At 67.9% G+C, this 24,361-nt stretch carries 18 protein-coding genes; 8 read left to right on the top strand and 10 right to left on the bottom strand.

Annotation, left to right across the window (positions count from 1 at the left end; translation table 11 throughout):
- The first annotated feature begins 33 nt into the window (after positions 1 to 33).
- The gene (locus tag H7F35_RS15330) at positions 34 to 2,391 is read left to right on the top strand and encodes a TonB-dependent siderophore receptor (protein WP_187113679.1); all 2,358 of its coding nucleotides are present in this window, start codon (positions 34 to 36) and stop codon (positions 2,389 to 2,391) included.
- A gap of 18 nt (positions 2,392 to 2,409) precedes the next feature.
- Here H7F35_RS15330 and H7F35_RS15325 read toward each other — a convergent pair whose 3' ends face one another.
- Positions 2,410 to 3,090, bottom strand: a complete 681-nt coding sequence (locus H7F35_RS15325; RefSeq protein WP_187113678.1) for a LuxR C-terminal-related transcriptional regulator — start codon at positions 3,088 to 3,090, stop codon at positions 2,410 to 2,412.
- A 364-nt stretch (positions 3,091 to 3,454) separates the two neighbouring features.
- Here H7F35_RS15325 and H7F35_RS15320 point away from each other — a divergent pair, with 364 nt between their 5' ends.
- Together H7F35_RS15320 and H7F35_RS15315 are read left to right on the top strand one after the other, a co-directional pair.
- Entirely contained in the window at positions 3,455 to 4,780 is a 1,326-nt protein-coding gene (locus H7F35_RS15320; RefSeq protein WP_187113677.1) for a DotU family type IV/VI secretion system protein, read from the top strand.
- Positions 4,777 to 5,907 (top strand): type VI secretion system protein, encoded by a 1,131-nt coding sequence (locus tag H7F35_RS15315; protein ID WP_187113676.1) that lies wholly within the window; start codon positions 4,777 to 4,779, stop codon positions 5,905 to 5,907. Before H7F35_RS15320 ends, H7F35_RS15315 begins: the two co-directional genes overlap by 4 nt.
- Positions 5,908 to 5,923: 16 nt before the next feature.
- Here the strand turns inward: H7F35_RS15315 and tssJ are convergent, their stop codons facing one another.
- Positions 5,924 to 6,436, bottom strand: a complete 513-nt coding sequence (gene tssJ, locus H7F35_RS15310) for a type VI secretion system lipoprotein TssJ (RefSeq protein WP_187113675.1) — start codon at positions 6,434 to 6,436, stop codon at positions 5,924 to 5,926.
- Positions 6,437 to 6,507: 71 nt separating this feature from the next.
- Here tssJ and tssA point away from each other — a divergent pair, with 71 nt between their 5' ends.
- The 5 genes from tssA to H7F35_RS15285 all read left to right on the top strand — a co-directional run bounded on the left by tssA (position 6,508) and on the right by H7F35_RS15285 (position 10,741).
- The gene (gene tssA, locus H7F35_RS15305) at positions 6,508 to 7,545 is read left to right on the top strand and encodes a type VI secretion system protein TssA (protein ID WP_187113674.1); all 1,038 of its coding nucleotides are present in this window, start codon (positions 6,508 to 6,510) and stop codon (positions 7,543 to 7,545) included.
- A gap of 51 nt (positions 7,546 to 7,596) precedes the next feature.
- Positions 7,597 to 8,112 carry a type VI secretion system contractile sheath small subunit gene (gene tssB / locus H7F35_RS15300; protein WP_187113673.1) on the top strand — a complete coding sequence of 172 codons (516 nt, stop codon included), beginning with the start codon at positions 7,597 to 7,599 and terminating at the stop codon, positions 8,110 to 8,112.
- Positions 8,113 to 8,141: 29 nt separating this feature from the next.
- Positions 8,142 to 9,638, top strand: a complete 1,497-nt coding sequence (gene tssC, locus H7F35_RS15295; protein WP_187113672.1) for a type VI secretion system contractile sheath large subunit — start codon at positions 8,142 to 8,144, stop codon at positions 9,636 to 9,638.
- Positions 9,639 to 9,810: 172 nt separating this feature from the next.
- A complete protein-coding gene (locus tag H7F35_RS15290; RefSeq protein ID WP_187113671.1) occupies positions 9,811 to 10,296 on the top strand; it encodes an Hcp family type VI secretion system effector in 486 nt (161 codons plus the stop codon).
- A 73-nt stretch (positions 10,297 to 10,369) separates the two neighbouring features.
- Positions 10,370 to 10,741 (top strand): hypothetical protein, encoded by a 372-nt coding sequence (locus H7F35_RS15285; protein ID WP_187113670.1) that lies wholly within the window; start codon positions 10,370 to 10,372, stop codon positions 10,739 to 10,741.
- 90 nt (positions 10,742 to 10,831) lie between these two features.
- Here H7F35_RS15285 and H7F35_RS15280 read toward each other — a convergent pair whose 3' ends face one another.
- The 8 genes from H7F35_RS15280 to tssH form a co-directional block, all read right to left on the bottom strand.
- Positions 10,832 to 11,632, bottom strand: a complete 801-nt coding sequence (locus tag H7F35_RS15280) for a PP2C family protein-serine/threonine phosphatase (protein ID WP_187113669.1) — start codon at positions 11,630 to 11,632, stop codon at positions 10,832 to 10,834.
- Between the two features lie 15 nt (positions 11,633 to 11,647).
- Positions 11,648 to 13,351, bottom strand: coding sequence for a type VI secretion system-associated FHA domain protein TagH (gene tagH, locus H7F35_RS15275; RefSeq protein ID WP_187113668.1), 1,704 nt, complete (start codon positions 13,349 to 13,351; stop codon positions 11,648 to 11,650).
- Positions 13,352 to 13,491: 140 nt separating this feature from the next.
- Positions 13,492 to 13,887 carry a DUF4150 domain-containing protein gene (locus tag H7F35_RS15270; RefSeq protein WP_187113667.1) on the bottom strand — a complete coding sequence of 132 codons (396 nt, stop codon included), beginning with the start codon at positions 13,885 to 13,887 and terminating at the stop codon, positions 13,492 to 13,494.
- A gap of 9 nt (positions 13,888 to 13,896) precedes the next feature.
- Positions 13,897 to 14,598 carry a DUF3540 domain-containing protein gene (locus tag H7F35_RS15265; RefSeq protein WP_187113666.1) on the bottom strand — a complete coding sequence of 234 codons (702 nt, stop codon included), beginning with the start codon at positions 14,596 to 14,598 and terminating at the stop codon, positions 13,897 to 13,899.
- The gene (locus H7F35_RS15260; protein ID WP_261803640.1) at positions 14,595 to 15,656 is read right to left on the bottom strand and encodes a pentapeptide repeat-containing protein; all 1,062 of its coding nucleotides are present in this window, start codon (positions 15,654 to 15,656) and stop codon (positions 14,595 to 14,597) included. Before H7F35_RS15260 ends, H7F35_RS15265 begins: the two co-directional genes overlap by 4 nt.
- Positions 15,653 to 18,253, bottom strand: coding sequence for a DUF2169 domain-containing protein (locus H7F35_RS15255; protein WP_187113665.1), 2,601 nt, complete (start codon positions 18,251 to 18,253; stop codon positions 15,653 to 15,655). The genes H7F35_RS15260 and H7F35_RS15255 overlap by 4 nt, the downstream gene beginning before the upstream one ends.
- A gap of 12 nt (positions 18,254 to 18,265) precedes the next feature.
- On the bottom strand, positions 18,266 to 21,154 hold the full coding sequence (locus tag H7F35_RS35045) for a type VI secretion system Vgr family protein (protein ID WP_187113664.1): 2,889 nt from the start codon (positions 21,152 to 21,154) through the stop codon (positions 18,266 to 18,268).
- A 392-nt stretch (positions 21,155 to 21,546) separates the two neighbouring features.
- Positions 21,547 to 24,345, bottom strand: coding sequence for a type VI secretion system ATPase TssH (tssH, locus tag H7F35_RS15245; protein ID WP_187113663.1), 2,799 nt, complete (start codon positions 24,343 to 24,345; stop codon positions 21,547 to 21,549).
- Positions 24,346 to 24,361 lie beyond the last annotated feature (16 nt).

The following is a 24,361-nucleotide window of genomic DNA, read 5'->3' as shown; positions in this document are numbered from 1 at the left end:
TCCCTTGCGGCAAAGCCCACCCTGCTTCACGCGATGCTCTTCGGCACCGCGGTGGGGTGGGCCGTGCCTGCCGAACGCGTCTGGGCTCAGGCGGGCGATGCCGCGCGCGCCACTTTCGAGGTGCCCGCGGGCCCGCTCGAAGACGCGCTCAACAGGTTCGCGCGCCAGGCCGGCATCACGCTGTCGTTCGACCCGGCGCTGGTGCGTGGCAAACAGGCGGATGCGCTCTCGGGCAGCCTCACCATCACCGAAGGGCTGGCCGCGCTGCTCTTGCCCCACCGGCTGGAAGCTGCGCGCGGAAGCAGCGGCGCCTATTCGGTGCAACCCGCCGCGCAGGCGCAGGCCGCCGGCAATGCCGCGTTGCCCACGCTCACCGTGACCGCCGAAGCCGAGCATGCAGACGGCCCGGTGCACGGCTATGTGGCGCAACGCAGCGCCACCGCGACCCGCACCGACACGCCGCTGATCGAGACGCCGCGCGCCGTCACCGTCGTCACGCGCGAGCAGATGGACGACCAGGCGGTGCACACCGTCGAGCAGTCGCTGCGCTACTCGGCCGGCGTGCTGACCGAGGTGAAGGGCTACGACCCGCGCCTCTCGTCACTGACGGTGCGCGGCTTCGCACCGGCCGAGTTTCTCGACGGCTTCAAGCTCTACACCTCGAACGCCTACTCCGGCTGGCTGATCGAGCCGCAGGGGCTGGAACGCGTCGAGCTGCTGAAAGGGCCGGGCGCGGTCTACGACCCGGCCGCACCGGGCGGCGTGATCAACATGGTGTCCAAGCGCCCCTCGGCCGAAGCGGTGCGCGAGGTTGGCCTGTCCATCGGCAACAACGACCGCTACCAGGGCAGCTTCGACCTGGGCGGCGCGCTGAACGCCGACGGCAGCTTGATGTTCCGGCTCAACGGCCTGTTTCGCAGCAGCAGCGGCCAGACCGACTTCTCGCGCGACGACCGCAACTTCATCGCACCGGCCCTGACCTGGAAGCCTTCGTCGCGCACCAAGGTCACGCTGCTGGCCGAGGTCACGCGCGACCGCATGACGCCAGAGAGCGCATGGCCGGTGGGTGCGCTCATCACGCCGAACCCCAACGGCGGCATTCCCCGGGACCGCTTCGTCGGGGAGCCGGGCGTGGACCACTACAACCGCAATGCGTCCTCGGTCACCTACCTGCTGGAGCACCAGCTCAACGACAACTGGACCTTGCGCCAGAACGCGCGCTACGCCGCGCTCGACATCGACTACCAGCAGGTCTACGGCGAGTCCTTCCAGAGCGACCAGCGCACGCTCAATCGCGGCGTGAGGCGCCTGGTCGACAAGAGCCGCACCTCCGCGCTCGACACCCAGATCGAAGGACGCTTTCGCACCGGGCCGGTCGCGCACACGCTGCTGCTGGGCATGGACTACCAGCGCTATGTGAGCGACAAGAAAAGCGGCGTGGGCCCCGCATCTTCCATCGATGCCTTCGCGCCGGTCTACGGCGCGCCGGTGACCGTGCCGGTGATCGCGCCCGTGCTCAGCGCGACCGCGCTCGGGTCGGCCGTCACGACCGACGGGCTGACGCAGCGCGGCCTCTATGTGCAGGACCAGATGCGCTCGGGCCCATGGTCGCTCGGGCTGGCCGTGCGGCGGGACCAGTCCCGCAACTCCTACAGCGGCAGCCTTGCGGCGGCGCCCGGTCCGGACACGAAGACCACCTACAACGCGGGCCTGCTGTACCTCGCGTCCAACGGACTGGCCCCCTACTTCAGCTACTCGACCTCGTTCACGCCCCTGCCCGGGGCCCTTGCGAACGGAACGCTCTTCAAGCCGGAACTCGGGCGCCAACTCGAAGTGGGGCTGAAGTACCGTCCCCCGGGCCTGGATGCGCTGTTCACCATCTCGGCCTTCGACCTGCGCAAGAACAACGTCACGACCTTCAACCCGTACCTGTTCAGCCCCACGGCACAGATCGGCGAGGTGCGCACGCGCGGCCCCGAGTTCGAGGCCAGGGCCGCGCTGACGAAGCGGCTCAAGCTGGTGGCCAGCTACACCTTTCTCGATGCCAAGGTCACCCGCAGCCTGAACCCCCTCGAAGTGGGCAAGCAGCCGGTCCAGACCGCGCGCAAGACCGCGTCGCTGTGGCTCGACTACCGCTTCGGCAATTCCGAGTGGCGCGGCTGGAGCCTCGGCGGCGGCGTGCGCTACGTCGACAAGGTGCCGGCCAGCACGGACAACAGCCTGTACAACCCGGCCTACACGCTGGTCGATGCGGCCCTGCGCTACGAGCACGGTCCCTACACCTTTGCGCTGAACGCGACCAACCTGTTCAACAAGACCTATGTGGCGGGTTACGGCCAGTACTACGGCCAGGGTCGCGCACTGCAGGCAAAGGCCACCTTCCGCTGGTAGCGCCTGCCGGGGATCAGGTCAGGCCTGCTGCGCCTCGGTCAGCGCCTGCGCGGCCACCACCGCCTCGGTGCGGTTGCGCACGTTCAGCGCGCGAAAGATCGCGGCCAGGTGAATCTTGACCGTGCCCTCGCTGATGCCCAGGCTGCGCCCGATCAGCTTGTTGGGCTTGCCCTGCGACAGCAGTTGCAGCACCTCGACCTGGCGCTCGGTCAGCACGCTGCGCAGATGCTCCAGCGTCTGGTTGCCGCCACGCGTGGAGGCCTCGCCGTTCGACGGCGACGCCACGCCGGCCACGATGCCGGGCGGCAGCGCCGTCAGCATCATCGGCGGCACGTACACGCCGCCGGCCAGCACCAGGCGCACGGCCGACAGCATGACCTCGGGCGAATAGGCCTTGGGAATGAATCCGAGCACGCCGCGTTCGAGCGCGCTGCGCATGATGGCCGGATCTTCGTAGCCCGACAGCACGATCACCGGCACGGCCGGATGGCGCTTGCGGATTTCGTCGATGTGGGCCTGGCCGTCGGCGCCGGGCATGTTGAGGTCGATCAGGGCCAGGTCGAGGTCGTCGGTAGCCCCGGCAAGCAATTCGTCGACGCTCAACGCCAGGACGAATTCGATACCGGGCGCCAGCTCCGACAACTTGGCCTTGACCGCCTCGATGACGAGCCGGTGGTCGTCGGCGATCAGGATTTTCATGGCTATTCCCCGTGTCCCAGCATGCGTCGAGCTGGCGGATGCTGAAGATACCGGCGATTGCCCCGCACAGCAAGGCCGCCGGCCCCACCCAACGGCATAGACCCCAAGCGGTATGGCGCCTGCCGCAACCCCTTTGAAAGAATGAACACCCACTCGAAGGAACCGGGGACATGGGCATGTGCCATCGATGCAGACGCCGGGACAGGCATCCTTCGCAATGCACGACTGCCAAGGTGTGAATAAACCTACTGCGCACCCCCATCTCGCACCTGCGGTCCTCACCGTACAGAGTACGGCTCCGGTCCTCGATGCAAGCTGGGGGCGCTCGCTACGGTTTCTTCACACCTTGTAAGCGAGCACAGTCATGGCCCGCCTGTTCGATTGCTTCTCGGCATTCATCGCATTCGGCCTCGCCCTCGACGCTGCGATCGCACATGATCGCCCCACCCTGTCGCACGATGCGGCGCAGCAACAGGCGCTGCGGCTGCTCGACGCGGCGCGCAGCGACGCCGGCGCATCGGGCACGCCCGCGCCGCAGATCGAATCGGCCGCGTTCGCGATGGTGGCGTGGATCGACGAGATCCTCGCGCGCCACCCCGGCGCAGCCGGCGGCGCACCACCGCTGCAGGCGCAGCTCTTCAATTCCAGCAACGCGCACAGCGAGTTCTTCCACCACCTCTCGGCACTGACGGCGCAGGACGACGAAGTGCGCGAGGTCTACTGGCACGCGCTGGCGCTGGGCTTCAAGGGCCAGTACTACTTCGAGGACGGCGACCAGGGCGAACTCGGCAAGCTGAAAGACCTGCACGGCCAGCAACTGCGGATTCGCCCGCTGGCCACCGGCAGCCTGGCGCAAGACCACATCACACCGCAGCCCTACGGCGTGCCCGACCCGCGCGGCCCCAACGACACGCGCCGGCGCGACCGGTCCCTGCTGCGCAGCGGCGCGGTGCTCGCCCTGCTGCTGCCGCTGCTCTACCTGCTGTGGCTCTGGTCGACCGGGCCGCCGACGGCGGGCACGACGCTCGCACAGCGCGTCGAACAGCATCTGCAGAGCTTTGCCTGCGCGGACCTCACGGCGTCGGTCGACAAGGAAGGCCGCACGCAGGTGACCGGCTTCGTCTCGCTGCCCGGCGACCTGCCGAGGGTCGAGCGCGAGGTGAGCGCCATGCCCGGCGTCAAGGCGCCGCGCTTCGACGTCGGCCTGCGCGTATGGCCGCACTGCGAAGTGTTCGCCATCCTCAAGCCCTACCAGACCCGCAACCACGAGAAGGCCTACGGGCTCGACGTGAGCGCGCCTTCGGCCCGCGACGGCAAGCTGCGCGAAGGCGACAGCGTGCGCGTGCAGGTGGTGGCACCGCACCACGACAGCTACATCTGGGTCGACTACTACACCGCCGACGGGTCGGTCATGCATCTCAACACCGGGCAGACACCCACGCGGCTGCACGCCGGCGAAACACTGGAGCTGGGCCGCGACATCCCGTCGAGCTGGCTCGTGAGCCCGCCTTTCGGCAACGTGCTGATCACCGTGCTGTCGGCGCCGATGCCGTTCAGCGAAACCTCCGACCGGCCGCCCTACGAGCTGGCCTCCGCCTACCTGCTGCGGCTGCGCGAGGCACTGGCGGCCAGCAAGAACAGCGACCGGCTGATCGCCGACTTCGTGTTCCTCGAGACGGTCTCGCGATGAACGCCCTGCTGTCGCCCAACGTTCGCTTCTGGCTCCTGCTGGCGCTGTGCGTGATCGGTTTCGCTCTGCTGTATGCCGTGGTGCACGATGCGGGCCGCGGTGCGCGCCGCCGCGCGCTGCGGCGGCGCATCGACGCGCTGGGCATGCCGGCCAGCGAGAGCGGCGAGATGGCACTCGACGCCCTCGAGGAAAGCATGGCGCAGGCGCAGCAGGCCCTGCGTCGCGCAGCGAGGCCACGCACTGCGGCGCCCGTTCCATGGCTCCTGTTCTTCGGCGACACCGCCGCCAACCTGCGGGGCCTGCTTGCGACGGCGCACGGCGAACGCGTGCCCACACCCGATCACGAACCCGCCGCCAGCAGCGCCTGGTGGCACTGGTGGCTGACCGGCGCGACCGTGGCCATCGAGATCCATCCGCACGCGGTCGGCGACGCGGCCGGCACGCCGCCTTTTCGGGGCCTGTGGCTGCAATCGCTGCTCCTGCTGGCGCAGCGGTGCGAACGCCTGCCGCTCAACGGCCTGGTGGCGTGCGTCGGCGCGAGCGACCTGCTGCACGCGGATGCGACGGAACTGCTGCCCCTGGCCGCCAGAATGCGCCGCGTGCTCGACGAGGCCAGCGACACCTTGCGCCTGCAGTTGCCCACCTACCTCGTGGTGACCGGCCTCGAACAGCTCGCGGGCTACGCCACGCTGCGCGGTGCCTTGCCGCCCGAGGTGCTGGCGCAGGTGCTGGGCCACCGCCTGACCGATCCGTCCCCCGTCATCGACACGCCGGCCGGCGAGCGATTCGACGCCGTGTTCAATCCCATCGCGCAGCAGTTGCACGGCCTGCGCATGGGCCTGCTGCGCGAGCAGGCGGGACCTGCGGGCCAGCTCGCGATTCATGAATTCGTGGAAGCGGTGCGTGCGCTGCAGCCTGCATTGCGGCAGTTCGCGCAAGTGCTGTTCGAGGGCCACGGCAAGGGCTCGCGCGCGCCGCGCTGGCGTGGCATTTACTTCACTGCGTCGGCATCGGAGGCCACCGGCGGCGCCTTCGTCGGCGACCTGTTCACGCACTTCCTGCCGGTCGACCAACCGCTGGTGCGGCCGGGGCGCCCGTCTTCCAACACCGCGACGGGGCCGCTGTGAAAGCCCAAGCCCGTGCCTACCTGGCGTCGATGCGAATCTGGCGCGCGCCGAAGGTCACGTTGAGCGTTTTCGCCTTGCCCGGCTCCACCGCGCGCACCTCGCGCCAGCGTGCACGGTCGAGGTCGCGGAACGCCGCCATCACGCCGATGGCCTTCGCGTCGGCCGGCAAGGTGAGATCGAGCTTGCGGCTTTCACCGGGCCGCAGCAGCACTTCTTCGCGCTGCACGAGTTCGGCGCCGAGCGTGGCCTGGTCTTTCTCGAACAGCGAGAAGAAATCGGCGCCCTCGAAAGGCCCCGACGACTTCAGCGCATACACGCGCACCGTGAGCGGCGAGGCACGCCCGCGCGCATCGGGGTTGGCGTCGGCGCCAGCCACCAGCGTGATCGACACCGGCGTGACCACCGGCTTGCTCGCGCAGCCCGCGATGAAAAGACCCGCTGCAGCAAGGCCGAAAGCTGCAATACGGCGCCGCGAAGCGCCAGCAAGAAAGCCTTCATAGGACGAATGGTGTGTACCGAGCGTGCGCATGCTATTCCCTTCGTTGCATTGACCGGTCCTGACGCATCTTTGATTATCACCAGCGAACTCCAACAGGCAACATGCTGACTCCCGAACTTGCACAAGCACTGCTCGCGCCCATCGGCGAGGCCTCGCCGTGCGGCGACGACCTGGAGTACGACGCGGACTTCACCGCGCTCGTGGCCGCCGCGCAGGGCAAGCCCGAGCAGCAGTTCGGCGACACCGTGATCCCCGCGGTCGAACCCGAGTGGCGCGAGGTGGCGGATCAGGCCGATGCAATCTTGCGCCGCAGCAAGGACGTGCGCGCCGCAGTGCTGCTGCTGCGCGCCGCCACGCGCATGCAGGGCGTGGCCGGATTTGTCGCCGGGCTCCAGTTGCTGAACAGCCTGCTCGACACCTTCTGGGAAGGCATACATCCAAAGCTGGATGCCGACGACGACAACGACCCGACCATGCGCCTGAACGCGCTCGCGCCGTTCTGCGACGAGAACCAGACGATGCTGCGCGAGCTGTACGACGCACAGGTGGGCGTGGCAGCCGGCGTGGGGCCGATACGCGTGCGCGACATTGCCGTCGCCCACAACGTGCTGGACGCCGTGGGCGGTGAAGCCACTTACTCGGCCTCGCAGGTCCAGGGTGGCCTCGAGGCCATCCAGGCGTCGCGGCCCGAACTGCTGCGGACCGCGGCAGACGTGCCCGTCCTCCTCGACAGGCTGCAGGCCTTGCTGGCCGATCGCACCGGCCGCTCCGATGCGATCGACCTGACCCCGCTTCGCGCCGTCGCCCGCGTGCTGAAGAAAGCCTGCGGCGCCGCCACCGGTGCAACGGAAGAAGCGCCCGCCGGCGCGGATGCCGAAGCCGACGGATCGCAGGCCGAAGGCGCGACCGCCCGCCCCGCCGCCGTGCGCGGCGAGATCCAGAACCGGCAGGACGCCGTGCAGATGCTCGACCGCGTGATCCGCTACCTCGAACAGTCCGAGCCCGGCAACCCCGCGCCGCTGCTGATCGAGCGCGCCAAGAAGCTCATCGGTGTGAGCTTTCTCGAAATCATGGCCAACCTCGCGCCCAACGCGATGGACACCATCGAAACCGTGACGGGCAAGCGCCCTTCCGAATAACCCGGCGAGCACCCGACCCGCACCCCATTCACACCCGCAAGGAGCATCTCCATGGCCAAGAGCAGTCAGAAATTCATCGCCCGCAACCGGGCGCCACGGGTCCAGATCGAATACGACGTGGAGCTGTACGGCGCCGAGAAGAAGGTGCAGCTTCCCTTCGTGATGGGCGTGCTGGCCGACCTCTCGGGCAAGCCGGCCGACCCGCTCGCGCCAGTGGTCGATCGCAAGTTCCTGGAGATCGACGTCGACAACTTCGATGCGCGCATGAAGGCCATGAAGCCGCGCGCGGCCTTCGCGGTGGAGAACTCGCTCACCGGCGAAGGCGACCTGAAGGTCGAACTCACCTTCGAGAACATGGAGGACTTTTCTCCCGCTGCCGTGGCCCGCAAGGTCGGCGCGCTCAACAAGCTGCTCGAAGCGCGCACGCAGTTGTCGAACCTTGTCACCTACATGGATGGCAAGGGCGGCGCCGAAGACCTGCTGGCCAAGGTGCTCGAAGACCCGGCCCTGCTGCAGACGCTGGCCGCCAGCAAGAAGCCCGACGACGGCGCCACGCCGGCCGCCTGACCCATCCAGACAACGAGGAGTAATTCACCATGGCCGACGCACTCGAACAGCAGAGCGCACTGAAAGACGTAGCCTACGCAGGCAGCGATTTCTCTTCGCTCCTGCAAAAGGAATTCAAGCCGCGCAGCGACGAAGCCAAGAGCGCCGTCGAAGCCGCCGTGCTCACGCTCGCGCAGCAGGCGCTGAGCAACAGCACCGTCATCGGCAAGGACGTGACCAAGTCGATCCAGGCCATGATCGCCGCGATCGACGCTAAGCTCACCGAACAGGTGAACAAGGTCATCCACCACCCCGACTACCAGAAGCTCGAGAGTGCGTGGCGCGGCCTGCACTACATGGTGACCAACACCGAGACCGACGAGCACCTGAAGATCCGGGTGATGGACATCTCGAAGGTGGAGCTGGCCAAGAACCTCAAGAAGTTCAAGGGCGCGGCCTGGGACCAGAGCCCGATGTTCAAGAAGATCTACGAGCAGGAGTACGGCCAGTTCGGCGGCGAGCCCTTCGGCGCGATCGTCGGCGACTACCACTTCGACCAGAGCCCGCCCGACGTCGAGCTGCTCGGCGAGATGGCCAAGATCGCGGCTTCGGCGCACGCGCCCTTCATCACCGGCGCCAGCCCGAACCTGATGCAGATGGAGTCGTGGCAGGAGCTGGCCAACCCGCGCGACCTGACCAAGATCTTCCTCACGCCCGAGTACGCCGGCTGGCGCAGCCTGCGCGAGTCGGACGACTCCAAGTACCTGGGCATGTGCATGCCGCGCTTCCTGGCGCGCACGCCCTACGGCGCCAACACCAACCCGGTGGAGGAGTTCGACTTCGAGGAAGACACGGCCGGCGCCGATCACAGCAAGTACGCCTGGGCCAACGCCGCCTATGCCATGGCGACCAACATCAACCGCTCGTACAAGCTCTACGGCTGGGGCTCGCGCATCCGCGGCATCGAGTCGGGCGGCGCGGTGGAGAACCTGCCGCTGCACACCTTCCCGAGCGACGACGGCGGTGTCGACCAGAAGTGCCCGACCGAGATCGCCATCAGCGACCGGCGCGAGGCCGAACTGTCGAAGGCCGGCCTGCTCTCGCTGATCCATCGCAAGAACTCCGACTTCGCGGCCTTCATCGGTGCGCAGTCGCTCAACAAGCCTGCGGAGTACGACGATCCCGATGCCACGGCCAACGCGAACCTGGCCGCACGCCTGCCGTACCTCTTTGCCTGCAATCGCTTTGCGCACTACCTCAAGTGCATCGTGCGCGACAAGGTCGGCAGCTTCAAGGAGCGCGAGGACATGCAGCGCTGGCTCAACAAATGGATCATGAACTACGTCGACGGCGACCCCGCCAACTCGTCGGAGGAAACCAAGTCGCGCAAGCCGCTGGCCGCCGCCGAAGTCGTGGTGGAAGAAGTCGAAGGCAACCCCGGCTACTACAGCTCCAAGTTCTTCCTGCGCCCGCACTACCAGCTCGAAGGCCTGACGGTCTCGCTGCGGCTGGTCTCCAAGCTGCCCTCGGCCAAGGGCGCCAAGTGAGCCGATAGGCAACCGTCTTTTTTTTCCGAGCCGGCGCTTCAAACCGGCGCCCCTTTTTTCGTTCTCCATGTAGCTCCCGCAACGCAGCTTCAACGAACGGAACGGGGGCAGTCACACCACAGTCGATCAACCACCCGCCCGCAACCCATGGGCATCATCAAGGAGCATTGAAATGGCAGCTTCAGACTTTTTCGTCAAGCCCAAAGGCGTCGAAGGCGAGTCCGGCAAGGAAAATCACGAGAAAGAAATCGAGATCACGAGCTGGTCGTGGGCCGTGAGCAACCACAGCAGCGCCCAGAGCGGCGGTGGCTCCGGCAGCGGCAAGGCCGAGCCGGCCGACCTGACCTTCACCGCCCACTACGGCAAGCAGTCGCCCAACCTGGCGCAGCGCTGTGCCTCGGGCACGCACCTGGACGAACTCAAGCTCACCGGTCGCAAGGCCGGCGGCAAGCAGGAGGACTACATCACCATCACGCTGGAGAACGTCTTCATCACCAGCGTGCAGGTCAGCGGCATCCAGAACGGCGAGGTGTCGGAGTCCGTCTCCTGCTCCTACAAGAAGATCAAGTTCGAATACAAGGTCCAGGACGCAACGGGCAAGCTCAGCGCGGGTCCGGAATTCAAGTGGGATACGGAAAAGGCCAAGGCGGAAAACTGAAGCCACCCATCGGGCAGCACGCCGGCCAGGCCGCTGCCCGGGTGCCCGCCAGCCCGACCCAAGGAGTGATTCCATGCCCAACTACTCATGCACCAGTTGGCTGTTCTATGGCGACGACCGCCTGAACGCCGCCGCCAACCACAATTCCGCCCACATCCTGCCGAACTACAACGGCAAGGGCCCGCATGTGCGCAAGATCCACGAGGTTCTCAAGGACTACTTCAGCGGGACCTTCGGGGGCGAGAAGATGCCCTACGGAGACGCCCTGACGGGCGACGTGTACAACCAGGACACGTCCGTCGCAGTGTGGTTCTACAAGTACCAGCAGGACAAGAACGGCGAGGACCTGAAGAACTACGCCGGCAAGATCGATTCGATCTGCGGCATCAAGACGGTCCGCTCGATGGACGCGTGGCATCGCGCCCAGAATCCCTTCAATCCGTGATTGCACGGTGCGCGGCGCCGCCCGGGAGCGTGCTTCTTTTCAAAGCGTGCTTCAGGCGGCCGCCGCCGCTGATGCCTCCCGCTGCCGGGCCTATGCCGGCGCATCTCCTTCATCCACGCTCGCCGGCATCAGCTGCGTCACGTCGTCGCCGTCGTCCTCGATCACCCACAGCGTGAGCGCCGTGTAGTTGTCGTGGCCGGGCTTGGCATTGGCCTTGATCTGCGCGTCGAGCAGTTCGGTCCACTGGCTGGGCGTGCGCGAGGCGTGCAGCGTGTCGATCAGGCACTCGTCGCCCAGCGGCTCCCACACGCCGTCGCTGCACAGCAGCAGCACGTCGCCGGGCAAAAGGCGCATGCGGTCCGACACGGTGATGTCGGGCGCCTCCTCGATCGAGCCCAGCGCCGACAGCAGCATGTTGCGCTGCGGATGCAGCCGCGCACCTTCTTCGTCGAGCATGCCGCCAGCCACCATCTGCTGCACCAGGCTGTGGTCGGTGGTACGCGCCACGATGGCGCCGCCGCGGAACAGGTAGGCCCGGCTGTCGCCGCTGTGCACCCATGCCAGCGCCTGGCTTTCGAGGTCGATGGCCGCGAACACGATGGTCGAGCGCATGCCCGCGAGCTTGCCGCCTTCGGCCTGGCCCGCCACCACGTCGAGGTTGGCCTGCTCGACCAGCCTGCGCAGAACCGACGCATCGAGGCCGGGCGCGGCCGAGAAGCCGCCCAGCACGCTGCTGCGCGCGATGGCCGCCGCCACGTCGCCGCCACCATGGCCACCCGCGCCATCGGCCACGAGACATGCCACGTAGCGCTCGTCGTGCCAGTGGCCGAACACGTCTTCGTTGTAGTTGCGCCCGCCCTGCCGGGAGAGCGTGACGATTTCGATTTCCAAGCGGGGTGCCTCGCTTCAGCTAGGGGTGTTGTTGTCGTTGTGCTTCAGGCGCGCCATCTGCTCTTCGTAGGCTTCGAGGAAGGCCTTGCCGAAGAGGTTGTGGAAGTCGTCCTCCGCCTCGCTCGCGATGCCGCCGTAGAGCGCCACGAACTGGTCCCACAGCTTGGCCTTGCGGTTGGCGCTGAAGAGCGCATCGAGCGCGGTCTTCGCGCTGATCTTCTTCTCCAGCTCGGCCGGCTCGAAGCGAGCGATGACATGGGCCAGCGCCGCGCGCATGCCTACCATCACGCCGAACTGATGCGCGCGCAGGTCGTTGAAGGCGTCGCGCATCGCGGCCTCGGGCGGCATGAAGCCGCGCACGCCGGGGCCCAGCAGGTGCGCGAGCGCCACCTCGACCGTGGGCGAGAACTTCAGCGGGTTGTTGGCCTGCGCCGCGATCATCGTGACCTCGGCGCGCACCTCGCGCTTGAACTCCTGGCGCGTGAGCAGCAGTTGCAGCGTGCCTTCGGTGGCACTGCGCAGCATCGAGCCGATGCGCTCCATCAGGCCCGGCGTGAGCATCTCGGGCGGCTGGTGCGTGCTGGCCAGGCCGCGCAGGAAGGCGGCGAGCAGTTCGTCGTCGGATGCGGCGCGTTCGGCGCGCGATGCGGTTGGCGGTGCAACCGGCGCGGGGGCGTGCTGCACTGGCATCGGTGCCGGTGCGGGCATCGGCGGCAGTGCCGGCACATCGGCCAGCTTGCCCGTGGGCTCCGGCCCGCTGATGCGAATGGGCTGCCCCGTCATGTCGTCGAAGTGCGGCAGTTCCTCCGCGAGCAACGACACAGGCGGTACATGCGGTACAGGTGGTGCGGGCGGCACCGGTGGTGCCACGGCCTTCGGCGGCGTGAAGCCGAAACGGTCGATCGGCAAGTGATCCGATCGCGGTGTCGGCGTGGCTGGCGCGGTGTGTTGAAACGCCGCCAACGGATCTTCCGACGAGGCCGTGTTCGGCTGCAGCAAGGGATCGGCCAGCGGCGACAGCGCCAGCGGATCGCCGCCGATGCCACCACCGCTGTCCATGCCGCCGAACAGCGCATCGATGCCCGCCGCCTTGCCGTGCGCGGGTGGCGCGCCAAGGTCGGAGAAGTCGTCGAGCGCGCCCAGGCCCGCAGCGGGCGCCGACGCGGGCGTGGGCCCCAGCAGATTGGCGAAGGGGTCGACCTGCGCGGCATGCGCGTTGCGCGAGCCGCTCTCCATCGGATCGGGGAACAGCATCGCATCGGCTGGCGGTGCAGGCGCCGCCGGCTTGGCCGCGGCCGGCGAGCCGAGGCCGGCGAGCAGGTCGGCAAAGGGATCGTCGCCCGACGGTGCGGCGACGGTCAGCGGTATCGCCTCGACGGCCGGCGCCGCGCCGGCACCGGCACCAGCGGCGACCGCGCGCACGACCAGCTCGAAGCTGCCGATGACCAGGTGCGCGCCGTCCGTCAGTGCAGCCTCGTTGCCGGCCCCCAGCGACTGCCCGTTGCACTGCATCGGGTTGCTGCCCCGGTCGATGATGAAGTAGTTGCCGTTGCGGCACAGCACCTGCGCATGCACGCGCGACACGGTGCGGTCGGGGTCGTCGAGCACCAGCGTGTTGGTGTCGGCGCGGCCGATGGTGCCGCCCTGCGGCCCGAACCCGGCCACCATGGGCTGCCCCGCGGGCGTGCCTTGCCGGGTGATAACAGCGATTTGGATCATGAACCGGCCCCCGGGCGACGCCCATACACCCTTCGCACATGCGAACGAAAAGGCTCACAGGGAGTATTCATTCCGGGGGGCACCTTGGCAATCTCGCCGTAAGAGGTATGCCTTTGCGCGCACCGCACATCGCGCCCTGCTCACGGCGCCAGCAGCAGCAGCAGCGCCTGGCTCGGCACCACGCGCACGCCGGGGCAGTTGGTGCTGTTCTGTATGGACACGCTGGTCAGCCGCGTGGCCGGCATGCCCTGCAGCAACACGGTGAAGGCGGCGGTGACGTGCCGGCTCGGCCCCATGACCGTGCCGGACGCCACGCCCAGCATCACGCCCGCGTTGTCGCCGTTGGTCATCGGGATGACGGTGCCGAGGTTGTGCGCCGGCGCGCCCATGACCAGGATGGTCGGGCAGTTGGGGATGGCCATCGGCCCCATCGCGATGTTGGGGTACGGCACCGGAATCGGCGAGGGCGCGGCCGGTGTGATGCAGACATCGGGAAAGCCCATGTCGGTGCCCATCAGTTGGCAGTTGGCGAACACGGCAGGCTCCTAGCCGAAATGGATCTGGCCGCCGCGCGTCTTGACCAGCTTCTCGCCGTTCACCAGCGTGTGCTCGCCCGACAGGCGCAGCAGTTGCTTTGCCTCGCACTCGAGGTGCGTGGCGGCCACGCGGTCGGTGCCGTCGGTGGTGCGCACGTAGTGCCTGCTGTAGTGGTTCACGCGGTCCATCACGGTCGACAGCACGGAGCCCACCAGCTTGACCACGCTGCCCACCACGCGCAGGTGGCGGCCGACGAGTTCGACCGACTCCACGGCCATCCGCCCTTCGCGCGCGCGCACTTCGAGCTGATCGCCATGCAGCGCGAGCCGCGGTGCCGCGAAGGTGAGCGCGCCGTCGTCGACCTGCACGCGCGTGTCGCCGGACAGGCGCAGCACGTGCGCCTGGCTGCCTTCGCGCTGCAGCACCGCAAGAATCCACAGCTCCTTCGGCGCCACTTCCATGCAGGCGACGCTGTCGCCCACGCGCGGCTCCAGCAGGCAGCTCGCGGCGCGACGGCCGTTGCGGTGCAGCGTGCTGCTCAGCACGGCGAAGCCCTCGGGGCTGCAGGCGCTGACAGTGCCTACGCACCAGCCGGCAGCAATGGCCTGTTGCTGCTGTTGCTGCCGAGGTGGCGGCGATGCGGCGGCCCGGGCCTTGCGGCGGCTGCGCGCGGGCAATGACGAAAGGGTGGCATCCGATGATGAGGTCATGAGGTCTGCTCCATGGGTTGCCAGCGTTCGGCGGCGGCCAGGTCGGGGTCTTCTTCGATGGCCCGGTCGCGATCGGTCATGCGCGCCTCTTGCGTGTTCGCGCCGTGCAGCACGGTGCGGAACATCGCGGCTTCGCGCAGGTCGGCACCCGACAGGTCGGCGTGACGGAAGTCGGCGTAGGCGAGTTCGGCCGAGGCCAGTTGCGCCCGCGGCAGTTGGGCGCCGGCGAAGTGCGTCTGGTACAGATCGGCACCGGTGAAGTTGGCGCCGGGCAGGCGCGCTCCGGTGAAGAGCGCCTGGCGCAGTTGCGCGCCGGCGAAGTCCGTCTTCTCGCCCTGGACTTCGCAGAACAGCGCGAACGCGGCCTGTGCCTTGGCGAAGCAGGTGCCGTCGAGCGTCGCGCCCTGGAAGTTGCACTGGCGCATGCCGGCTTCCGAGAAGTCGGCGCGCGCGAGTTGCGAATTCAGGAACTGGCAGCCCTCGACCTTCAGCCGTGCGAACGACTTGCCCTGCAGGTCGGTGCCGATGAAGGCCACGCGCAGCAGCGTGGCACCGGCCCAGGTCAGCAGCGTGAGGTCGCAGCCTGACACGGTGGTCTGGCGCCAGTGGGCACCGTCGGCGCACACATCGATCAGGCTCGTGGCGTCGAGCAGCGCCGAGTCGAGGTTCGCGCCGCGCAGCACGGCATGGTCCAGCCGCGAGCGGGTCACCGTCGCCATGCTCAGTTGCGCGTCGGCCAGTTGCGCATGCGGCGCCTGGCATTCGGTCAACAGCGCCGCATGCAGGTTGGCGCCGCGCAGGTCGGCATGGTCGAGCGTGCAATGGTCGAACACCGCGCGCCGCAGGTTGGCGCCCGCCAGCAGCACGCCGCGCAGGTCGCAATGCTCGAACACCGCTTCGCGCAAGTCGGCGCCGCGCAGGTCGGCTTCGGCCAGCCGCGTGCGCGAGAACACGGCACCGCCGAGCGCGGCGCGCGCATAGGCGCCCTTGCCGAGGTCCATGCCGATGACCGGTTCACCGATGGCGACGGCCATCGACAGCAGTTCGGGGCTCATCATGGCGCCGCCTGTTCTTCCGGCGTCAGGCGCGGCCAGGTGCGGGCGCGCTTGAGCATGGCGTCGTCGAAACGCACGTCGCCATCGAGCCGCACGCGCGACAGGTCGGCACCGAAGAGGTTGCTGCGCCGCAGGTCGGCGCCGCGCAGATCGGCGTGGTGCATCACGGCGTTCGACAGGTTCATGCCCGCCATCACGGCGTGGCGCAGCACAGCCTTGCGCAGCATGGCGCCCGCCGCGCTGGCCAGGCGCAGGTCGCAGCGCACAAAGCGTGCGCCGGTGAGGTTGGCGCCATCGAGCCGCGCCTGCACGAGCCGCGCGCCTTCGAGCTGGGTCTCGCCCAGGTTGCAGCGCATCAACTGTGCGCCGCTCAGGTCGGCACCGGCAAGGCTGCAGCCCTGCACGAACACTGCGCCCTCGGCCTGCACGCCGGCCAGTCGCGCGCCGTCGAGCTTGCAGCCGACGAAATTGCCGCGCTGCAGCCGCGCGGCGCGCAGGTCGCAGCCGCTCAGGTCGCACTCGATGAAGCTGCAGTCGTCGAGATCGGCCTCGGCCAGCACCAGGCCCTGCAGGTCGAGCTTGTAGAACACCTGGCGTGCCGCGTGCACGCCGCTCCAGTCGGCCGCGCCCCATCGGGTGTCGAGCAACTGGGCGCCGGCCAGTTGCGCGCGACGCAACTGGGTGCCGGCGAGCAGGCAGCCGCTCAGCACGACGCCGCGCAGATCGGCCTCGTCGAGCACCGCGCCGACCAATTGCGCGCCGCCGAGGTTGGCCTGGGCGAACTTCGCGCCCACGCCGACAACGCCGCGCAGGTCGGCATGCGCGAGCACGGCGCCCGAGAAGTCGGCGCCCGAAAGATTGGACTTCGACAGGTTGGCGCTCTCCAGCCAGGCGCCCGCGAAACTCACGCCGCGCAGATCGAGGCCCGAGAGGTCGGCGCCCGTGAGGTCCATGTTCTCGAAGTAGCGCATGCCGCTGGCTGCGGCCCGCCCGATCTCGCCGCGCAGCGCTTGCGCCTCGGCCGCCGGCATGGGGTCGGCCGGTGCCTGCGCATGCGCGGACTGCCGGTAGGCCAGCCGCTCGGCGGCCTCCTGCTGCACGAGCGCGGGGTAGACGGTGACGGTGTCCACCGCCTTGCCCTGCGCAGAGAAATCGGCGCGCATCGCGTCGAAGCGTCCTTCGGCGCTGAAGCGCGGCGGCCCGCGATGCTGCAGCGCGGCCAGCGGCAGCTTGTGCTCGGCCGCGAACGCCAACGCCTTTTCCGCCTGCGTCACGGCGTCTTCGAGCGCGGCCCACTGCTGGCGCTCGGCTTCCTTCATCTGGCGTTCCATGTAGGGCGCGAGCGCCGCACCGGTGGGCACTTTCTCGCGCACCGGCATCTTGATGCCGAGGGCGTCGGGGTCCCGCCCCTGGGCGCGGACCTCTTCGCGCGCCAGGGCCACGTCGGTCTCGGCGCGCAGGTATTGCGCCTCGCCTTGCAGGCCGTCCATGGCGAAGGCCGCGCGCGCGGCCTCGACGGCGGGATCGAAGGTGTCGAGCCCGTCGGGCAGCAGGTCGCCGTCGTGCAGCATGTGGACGCTGCCCGTGCGCGGATCGGCGCGGCGCGCGATCGCGTCCGCATAGTGCGCGTCGCTGCGGCGCTCGCCGAGCCGCTCGACCGCGCCCATCAGCGACACGACATCGGCGCCGTCGTCGGTGGCAACTTCGGCCAGCCCCTGGAACAGCAGGATGGCGCGCTCGGCATGCGGAAAGAACCACGCGGTCGTCAGCCGCAGCGGTACTTCGCGCAGCTTGGGCTCGCTGCCTTCGCCGCCGGTGCGATAGCCCGCGAACACGCGCGCGCAAAGGCCTGGCAGGCGGCCTTCGATGTGCGCCTGCTCCGCATGCATGTGATCGAAGGCAAAGGGCTCGTCGCCACGCAGCGGCTGCTCGAACCACTGGTCCGGCGGCGCAAGGTTGAAGTGGCGCCAGTCCAGGTCGGGCGGAAATCCTGGCGCGTGCGCCTGCATGTAGCCGGCGTCGTAGGTGCCCCGGTATTGCGCGCGCTGCGGATGCATGAGGTCGAGCGCGCCGAAGCCTGCCGGCGGCACCGCATGGTCGGGCCGCAGCAAGCGGCTGCCCGGCATCTCGACGTTCGGTAGCCACTGCGCGCCGCCCCGTACCGCACGGCCCTTGCCCGCGGTGTTGAGGGCGAAGTCCGCGCCGCCGTAGGCATGCGCCCAGTCGATCGGCATCTGCTCGAAGGGCTCGGGGGCGGTGGCCTGCGCGCCGTCCCAGCGGCGCTCGCCGAAGACCAGCAGGGTTTTCTCGCGCGCACCCAGCCGCGCGCGCACGGCGCAGGCGGCGGCCTGCTCGGGCGATGGGAACGCGCGGCCGTGCACCAGGAACTCGGCCGTGAGCTTGGCCACGCCTTCGTCGATCAGCGGCACCGCCATCTCTTGCGCCAGGAAGTCCCACATCGACTGCTCGCTCCACAGCGCGCCGCGCTCGCCCTGCGCAAAGGGCACATGCAGGCAGGCGGTCACGCACAGGCCGAAGCGTTTTCTGTACTCCATCGGCCGGGTCGACAGGCCGAGCGCCTGGGGCTTGGTCACTTGCATGCGCGAACGGCCTCAGGAGCCGCCATGGGGTGGCGTGTAGGGCGGTGGGAGCGGGGGCATGTCCGGCACGGCCGGAATGACGGGCGCGGGCGGCACGGTGGGGCCGGCGCCTGTCGAGGGTGCGGCTTCTTTCGACAGGGCATCGGCGGTGCGGCTGGCATTGGTGCCGCCGAGAAACTGATCGTCGAACGCCATCGCCAAGCCGCCGACGATGGGAATCATGGCCAGCCCGCCTTCGGTCCCTCGCCGGTCCGCGATGGCCGCCATCCGGGTCAGCCGGCTGGCGAGGTTCGTCAGGCCCTGGTCGCGCGCTTCCTGCGCGGCCGTCTCCAGGTCCGTCTTGGCCTTCTGGTACTGCTCGAAAGTGGCATTGATGTCGAAGAGCCCCCTGACCAGCGCAGCGCCGCCGATCGCGAAACCCGCGACCATGCCCACCACGCCACCGCTGGCGGCAGCGCCGCCACCACCACCGCCCGAGATGATCTTCATCGTCTGCAGGTCGAGGTCTATGCCGTTCTGGCTCAGGTTGACCGTTGCCACGTTGCTGAGCCGGATGGCCGCCGTGTTCTCGATCTGCACACCCGCGAAGTTCGCGATGTCCACCGCCAGCGCATTGCTCATGCTCAGCCCCATGAAGGTGGAGCGCGTGACGCCCAGGTTGGCCTCGCTGTTCGAGCCGATGTAGCCGCTGGAGTTGGAGCCCAGCACGGTGGTGTTGGAGCCGATGGAGGTGGCGTTGATGTCGCCCACCGCCATGATGTCGACCGAGGTGTTGCTCACCAGCTTGATCTGGTTGGCCATGATCGCGTGCTTGCCACCCGTGACGTCGTTGCGCACGCCGCCGCTCTGCATCTTGGTGTTGCCGGTGACAAGGTAGGCCATGTCGGCGCCCACCGAGGTGGTCTGGAAGCCGACCACGCCCACGTCCTGGTTCGCGCCCACCACGGTCCCCTGGAAGCCGCCGATGGCCACGTTCTGGTTGGCCGACACCACGAGCGCCTGGAAGCCGATCACCGAGGTCTTCTGGCCTGCATGGAAGATGTTTTCCTGGAAGCCCAGCACCTGCGTCTTCTGGCCGCCCGCGCCGATGCTGTTGCTCTGCGAGATGCCCACCACGTTGGTCTGTATCTCGGCCACCGTGTTCTTCTCGTTGCGCTTGACCAGCGCGGTGCGGTCGCGGTCCACCGTCTCGCTCTGGTCGCGCCCGACCGAAAGCGAGTCGTCCACCTCCACCGAGGTCGACATGTTGCGCTCGGCATGGATGTTGACCAGCTCCGAGCCCTTCTTGTCCTCGAACATGATCTCGTTGTAGTTCGAGGGGCCGCCGCCGGGCGTCGAGCGTGTCTTGAAGCCGCTCTGGGTCGGCGACTTGTAGGGGATCGGCTGGTCGTCGTTGTAGACCCGCCCGACGATGATCGGCCGGTCGGGGTCGCCGTTCATGAAGTCGACGATCACCTCCTGCTTGATGCGCGGCATGAAGTAGCCGCCCCACGCCTTGCCGGCCCAGGGCTGCGACACGCGAATCCAGCAGGTCGACTTTTCGCCGTGCTCTTCGCGATCGTCGTAGCGGTCCCAGTGGAAGTGCACCTTGACGCGCCCCATCTCGTCCACGTCCAGCTCCTTGCCCTTGGCGCCGACGACGATCGCGCTCTGCGGGCCGGGCATGGTCACGCGCGGCGTGAGGCGCGGCGGGCGGAAGGCCTGCTTGGCCGACAGCGCGGTGATCAGGAAGGTGCTGGTGCCGCGCGTGCTGTCGCTGAGCGCGGGCGTGGTGTCGATCATTGCGAGGAAGGCGTCGATGCAGCCGGAGTTGACCGCGTCGTCGAGCAGCGCGTCCTGCAGCACGCGGCGGATCGGCTGCACGGCGATCTCCGCGCCCAGGCCCTCGTAGCCGGGGTGCGTGGCGGCGAAGGTGCAGCCGGCAATGATGTAGTCGTCGTCGCCTGCGCCGTCGGGGTCACCGCTGAAGGTGAAGCTGTGGCCCACCGCGACGTCCGGCCAGTGGGTGACGGCCCAGTGCGGTTCGTGCCGCGTGTCGAGTTCGTCGGCGCGCACGGCCAGCACGGCCTCGGCGTCGTCCGAGTTGAAGTAGCCGCCCGGGTATTCGAAGACCTCGAAGTCGGCAAGCTCGTGGTTGTCGGACATGTCGGCACCGGTGCTCAGCAGCCGCTTGATCGCCTTGTAGTCCACGTCGCGCGAGGCGTACTTGCCCGACTGAAGCTGGCGCGCGGTGGTCCAGCGCTCGATCTGGTTGAAGCGCGCCTCGCTCGCGCCGGCCGTCACGAAGTCGAGCACGCCCTTCACGGGCAGGCCGGCGTGCGCCATGTCGGTCACGTCCGCCAGCATCATGGTGCCGGGCGCGGTGTGCGCGTCGAACCAGTAGTAGATGCCCTCGTCCTCGAGGATGCGCGAGAGAAAGCGGTAGTCGCTCTCCTGGTATTGCACGCAGTAGCGGCGAAGCGCGTGCGGGCCGGTCACGCCGTCGGTCTTGATTTTCTTGACGGCCTTGATCGGGCTGTCCTCGAACACGGCGTCGAGCACTTCGAGCACCGGCTTTTCTTGCAGGATGCGCGAGTTGGTGCGTTTGGTGAGCAGCCAGAACCAAGAGCGCAGGCTGATGCGGTATTCGAAGAAGCGGCCGATCTGCGCGCCGCGCGCGAAGCGCACGGCATGGCCCTGGGCGTGGCGTTCGTGCTTGCCTTCGTCGGCGTCGAAGAACTCGATGACCACATCGAACGCACGCCCGAGGATGGCCCGGGGGTCGATGGCGCGGTTGGTCGACAGGACCGTGAGTTCGTAGCTCGACGGCCGCGAGAACGCCTCGTGGCCCACGATGCGCCAGAACATCAGGTCCTTGTTGGCGGGCGAATCGCTTTCGATGCGGAACTCGTGGTCGGCCATCTTTTTTCTCTTGAAGGTGGGGGCATTTCAGCGGGCTTGTTGTGTCTGAGCTGTCTTCGTGTTTTGTTCGGGGCACTGCTGTTCAGGGCGAGTGCGAATGACACCAGGTGCTCCCCTCCGCGAATGTCCCCCGCTTCGCTCCTCCTTTATCTCGCTGCGGGGAGCACCCGGCGTCATTCGCACATGGGCACGCTGTGCGTTTCCGGCCGATCAACCAGTGCTCTGAGCGCTCACGTCGATACGGGGCTCTTTTTCGCGAAATAAAGGAGGAGCGAAGCGGGGGACATTCGCGAAAAAGAGCACCGTGTCGGCGTGAGCGTCGCCCTGAACAGCAGCGCCCAGAAAAGCGCACTCCAACCACAACGCGACGACTAAAAAAACAGGTTTTCATTTCAGTCAAACGCGTAAGTAAAGTCGGCGTCCTTCACGTCCAGCGCAACGCGGCGAATTTCTCCACCCGAAGCCAGACGTTGCAGGTACTCGACAGAAATCGTGGGCAGCACGGTGTTGGTGAGGATCGCGTCGATCACGCGGCCACCCGACTCCGGGTCCTGACAACGCGCCACCACCTGATCGACCACCGCTTCCGTGTAGTCGAAAGGCACGCCATGGTTGGCCTCCACCCGCTTCTTGATGCGGCCCAGTTGCAGCCGCACGATCTTCTTCATCATGTCGGGCGACAGCGGGTAATAGGGAATGGTGACGATACGGCCCAGCAGCGCGGGCGGGAACACCTTCATCAGCGGTGCCTTCAGTGCATCGGCCAGTGCGTTGGAGTCGGGCAGCAGCTCGGGGTCGCGGCACATGCTCATCACCAGCTCGCTGCCGGCGTTGGTGGTCAACAGGATGATCGTGTTCTTGAAATCGATCATGCGGCCCTCGCCGTCTTCCATCCAGCCCTTGTCGAAGACCTGGAAGAAGATCTCGTGCACGTCAGGGTGGGCCTTCTCCACTTCGTCGAGCAGCACCACGCTGTACGGGCGACGACGCACCGCTTCGGTCAGGATGCCGCCCTCGCCGTAGCCCACATAGCCGGGCGGCGCGCCCTTGAGCGTGGAGACGGTGTGCGCCTCCTGGAACTCGCTCATGTTGATGGTGATGATGTTCTGCTCGCCGCCGTACAGCGCCTCGGCCAGCGCGAGCGCGGTCTCGGTCTTGCCGACGCCGGAGGTGCCGCAGAGCATGAAGACGCCGATGGGCTTTTGCGGGTTGTCGAGGCGCGCACGCGATGTCTGGATGCGGCGCGCGATCATCTCGAGGCCGTGCTTCTGGCCGATCACGCGCATGTTCAGCGTGTCGGCAAGCTTGAGCACCGCCTCGACTTCGTTCTTGACCATGCGGCCGACGGGAATGCCGGTCCAGTCGGCGACGACCGAGGCCACGGCTTGCTCGTCGACGGAGGGCAGGATCAGCGGCGACTCACCCTGCACCGCATGAATCTTCGCTTGCAGCTCATGCAACTCGGCAAGCAGCACCGCCCGGTCTTCGCTCCCTCCCCCTGTCTCTCCCCCTCCCCTTCCGGGGGAGGGTTGGGGTGGGGGCTCGACGGCCTTTGCACCATCGTCAGCATTGGATGGGCCGCTGCCCCCACCCCTGCCCTCCCCCGGAAGGGGAGGGAGTAAGGCAGCATCCACCGGCTTGTTGCCCGCCCGCAGCTTCGCGCGCAGTTCGAGCAGCCGATCAACCAGCCCCTTCTCTTCTTTCCAGCGCAAATTCAACGCTTCTAGCTGCACATTCGATTCGGCCAGCAACGCGGACACCTGTGCCGCACGCTTGGTCACATCGATGCCGATGGCCTCTTCACGGCCGATGATCTCCTGCTCGACCGTGAGCCCTTCGATGCGACGCATGCAGTCTTCCACTTCTGGCGGCGTCGCATGCTGCGACACGGCCACGCGCGCGCACGCCGTGTCGAGCAGGCTCACCGCCTTGTCGGGCAACTGCCGCGCGGGTATGTAGCGGTGACTCAGCTTCACGGCCGCCTCGATGGCCTCGTCGAGCAACTGAACGCGGTGGTGCTTCTCCAGCACGCTGGCCACGCCGCGCAGCATCAGGATCGCCTTGACCTCGTCGGGCTCGGGCACCTGCACGACCTGGAAGCGCCGCGTGAGCGCCGGGTCTTTCTCGATGTACTTCTTGTACTCGGCCCAGGTGGTGGCACCGATGGTGCGCAGGTTGCCGCGCGCCAGTGCGGGCTTGAGCAGGTTGGCCGCATCGCCGGTGCCTGCCGCACCGCCCGCGCCCACCAGCGTGTGGATCTCGTCGATGAAAAGAATGATGGGCGTGGGCGAACTCTGCACCTCGTCGATCACCTGGCGCAGGCGCTGCTCGAACTCGCCCTTCATGCTCGCGCCGGCCTGCAGCAGGCCGATGTCGAGCGTGAGCAGCTTCACGTCTTTCAGTTGCGGCGGCACGTCGCCGCGCGCCAGGCGTTGTGCGAAGCCTTCGACCACTGCCGTCTTGCCCACGCCGGCCTCGCCGGTCAGCAGCGGGTTGTTCTGGCGACGGCGCATGAGGATGTCGACGATCTGGCGGATCTCTTCGTCGCGCCCGGTCACCGGGTCCATCTCGCCCTTCTTCGCCTTCTCGGTGAGGTCGACCGCGAACTTCTTCAGCGCATCGCCCTTGCCCATGGCGGCCGGCGCCATCGCGCCGGAGTCTTCGCCGGGTGCACCGCTGCCCATGCCGGTGCCGTCCTGCGCGCGCATCTGCGATTCGGGCGAGGCGTCGCACACCTTCGGAAAGTTGTCGGCCAGGTCTTCGACCTTGATCTTCTCGAACTGCTTTGACAGGTTGAAGAGCGGGTTGCGCAGGCTCTGCGTCTTCAGCATGCCGACCAGGATGTAGCCGGTGCGCACCTGCGCCTCGCCGAACTGCAGCGTGGCGTAGGTCCATGCGCGTTCGATGGCGTTCTCGATGTGCGGCGAGAAGTCACTGATGGAGGTAGCACCGCGCGGCAGGCGGTCGAGCGCAGCGGTCATGTCCTTGGCGATCACCGACACGTCCAGGCCGTAGTGCTGGATCACGCGGTGCAGGTCGGAGTCTTGTGCCTGCAGCAACTGGGCGAACCAGTGCTCCAGCTCCACGTACGGATTGCCCCGCATCTTGCAGAACACGGTCGCGCCTTCGATGGCCTTGTAGGCCAGCGAATTGAGTTTGCCGAAAAGGGCGGTGCGGCTGATTTCACTCATGAAGGACTCCGTATCT

Origin of the sequence: Variovorax sp. PAMC26660, assembly GCF_014302995.1 — a bacterium.
Lineage (GTDB): Bacteria > Pseudomonadota > Gammaproteobacteria > Burkholderiales > Burkholderiaceae_C > Variovorax.
Note: the sequence above shows the minus strand (reverse complement) of the source record. Positions and strands in the feature narration are given on the sequence as shown.